Annotated in this window: 4 protein-coding genes; 2 read left to right on the top strand and 2 right to left on the bottom strand. The window is 27.3% G+C overall.

Features of this window, described 5'->3' with window-relative positions; all coding sequences use genetic code 11:
- The first annotated feature begins 108 nt into the window (after positions 1-108).
- Together ACQCX0_RS02110 and ACQCX0_RS02115 are read left to right on the top strand one after the other, a co-directional pair.
- Positions 109-510 (top strand): hypothetical protein, encoded by a 402-nt coding sequence (locus ACQCX0_RS02110; RefSeq protein WP_462562507.1) that lies wholly within the window; start codon positions 109-111, stop codon positions 508-510.
- On the top strand, positions 486-761 hold the full coding sequence (locus ACQCX0_RS02115; RefSeq protein WP_462562508.1) for a hypothetical protein: 276 nt from the start codon (positions 486-488) through the stop codon (positions 759-761). The genes ACQCX0_RS02110 and ACQCX0_RS02115 overlap by 25 nt, the downstream gene beginning before the upstream one ends.
- A 150-nt stretch (positions 762-911) precedes the next feature.
- On the opposite strand, the gene ACQCX0_RS02120 is transcribed toward ACQCX0_RS02115, so the two are convergent.
- Positions 912-1,088: a hypothetical protein gene (locus tag ACQCX0_RS02120; RefSeq protein WP_462562509.1), complete on the bottom strand. Its 177-nt coding sequence runs from the start codon at positions 1,086-1,088 to the stop codon at positions 912-914.
- 4 nt (positions 1,089-1,092) lie between these two features.
- A complete protein-coding gene (locus ACQCX0_RS02125; RefSeq protein ID WP_462562510.1) occupies positions 1,093-1,461 on the bottom strand; it encodes a CHC2 zinc finger domain-containing protein in 369 nt (122 codons plus the stop codon).
- Between the last annotated feature and the right edge of the window lie 1,184 nt (positions 1,462-2,645).

The raw sequence follows: 2,645 nt of genomic DNA on the forward strand, positions 1-2,645 counted from the left end.
TAAATAAAGCATTTTTTATGTTTTATTTTATAGTTGAAGTATAGTAATATCTTAATAAAAACTTAACCAAATAAACTTTTTTTTAAATTACAAGGGGAATAATTTAAAATGTTGAGAAAAATTATTATACTAATAATAGGGTTAATAATAGTAGGATGTGTTGGCGACTCTCCAGAACAAGACCAAACAGAACAAACCCAAAAAAGAGATGCTCAGGTAATAACTGATTTGTATAAAGTTATCCTGAGTAAAAAATATGGTACCGAGTTATCTCTTGTGGATACCTTTAAAAAAATAACTATTAATAATAGCCCTAAGACATATGTTATAGAAAATAACGATCTTCTTAATAATGCAAGGATATCAGGCATTAAAAAAGGAGATTTTTTATTGGTATATAAGGCACTTAAAATCTTTCAAAATATACCTGATAAGCAAGGTTCTTTAGTATTAGATAGCTATACAGAGTGTATAAGTAATGATTATTGTTATCCACAATACGGAATATAATTTTTGTTAAAGATATTACCAGAGTAGATGGAACTTTCATAGACCCTACTATTCTACGACTTGAAGGAACATTTACTTATAATACAAATGGAGGATTTAGTAAAACCATATATTTTTTTAAAAATATAGCACTTAAGCATACAGAATTTGTAGTAGATATGCTAGAACTAACTAGGTTAGAACGCAAATTTGAAGATAAATATAATATACGTTATGAAGATTATATTTTGAAAAAATATGACGAAACCTAAAAACCAAAGAAACTACTAACTAATAAGTTTATTTCTTAAAGTAAGAACTTAAAAGTATAGAGTTAGTAAAAGTAGATAATTACAATTTAGTAACCTAATGTTCTTCTCTCTGTTTTTCTAAAAGAAACCACACGCTCTTGATAAATTACCTTAACTTGCTCTTTTATTAAATTCATTAAATAAAGGAATAATTAAAGTTTTAGGATAAATAGCAGTAGTAATTTTCTCAATATTAGTATTGTCTATAATTTCATAATTTAAGTTAATAGGTTTTTTAGTAAGGTAGAGGTTAGTAAAGTCTTTTTTAAAGATATTACGAGTGTCCAAATATTTAAGCAAGTGCAGTCTCAGTAGGGTTAGCAGAGCTATTAAGAAGTGTTAAAGAACCCTTAATTTTAGAAAAGTCAAAAGTATTAGTGATTCTTTTAGGATCATTAATATAAACAGAAGAATTAACATAATTATCAGCATAAACCTCAGTTAAACAGTCTTTTAATGGTATATTAGTTAAATCTGCATAAAGAGTAGCTAAATTGCCATTGCCTTTATAATTACAACCGAAACAAATAAACTGAACGGTAGATTTATTAATTTTCAAACTAGGATTTTTATCTAAATGCTTAGGACATCTAACCACAAAATTAGAACCTTCAATTTTATAAGCTAAATTAAGTTTAATAGTTGTAAAATCAGCTGCCAAAATAAATCCTTTTTTATATGAATAAACAAATAAGGTTTAAACACATAGTTATTGTGGGGATTAGCAATTCTAAAATCGTATAATTTATATTATGAGAAATTTATTATATACTTTAATATATATGGTTTATGAACAGTTGTAATAAACAAAAATATTAAAATATGCTATAAATTTAACATATTTAACATTCTTTCCGGTGTTATTAAATAGAGATTTCCAGAGAGATTTTGTCTGTAATTTTGCCTGTGATCGCTAATAATCTAATATTATGTAAGATTCATAATATAAAGCTTAGATTAGCCATTATACTAATGTGCTAAGATATATAAATAATAAAGCCTTAAAATTGATTTAGAAATTAACTTTTAAACCATCATAAGCAGGAATAATATTTTTTGGCAAAATAGCCTGTAAGCGGTCATAATCCATGTTAGTACCCATATGTGTAAGAATGGCTTTTTTTGGTGCTAATTCGTGAATTAACTCTATTAGTTTTGCTAAATGTAAATGACAATGATGAGGTTTCATTGTAAAGGCTGAGACTACTAATATATCTAAGTTTTTATAATGATCTAGAGCTTTTTGCTCTAAGGACACAAAATCTGTAGCATAAGCAATTTTATTGTTGAAAACAAAACCGGTACTTAGAGAAGTTCCATGATTTTGAAGAGTTGGAACAACAATCACAGACTCCTTATTTTTTACTTTAAGAGTAAAATTTTCATACTTTGTTAATATATTAGGAACGAGAGCAGGACTAGTAAAGTCAGTAATCCCTTTATTTATAGAGTTATTGTTAAAGACGTAAGAAAAATTCTTTTGAATTAGTTTAAAAGTAAAATAATTAAAGTAGCACTCTATTGGTCGCTGCATTAGTCTACTAATTCCTCTTAAATCATCTATACCGTTAACATGATCTGCATGGGCATGGGTATAAAGTAAGTAGTCTATTCTTTTTATATTATTGCTAAGTAGTTGCTCTCTTAAATCAGGAGTGGTATCTATTAAGATATGAATGCCATTGATTATAAAAAAAGCAGAGGATCTACTCCGTTTATTTTTCAAGTTATTTTTATTAGAATTCCCCCACCCTGATTCTACACTAGGAACACCGCTGGAACCCCCGCATCCTAAGATGTATAGTTGATTATTTTTCATAGATCGGAAGAGCGTCGTGTAGGGAA

The sequence above is a fragment of the Candidatus Hepatincolaceae symbiont of Strigamia maritima genome, from assembly GCF_055505085.1.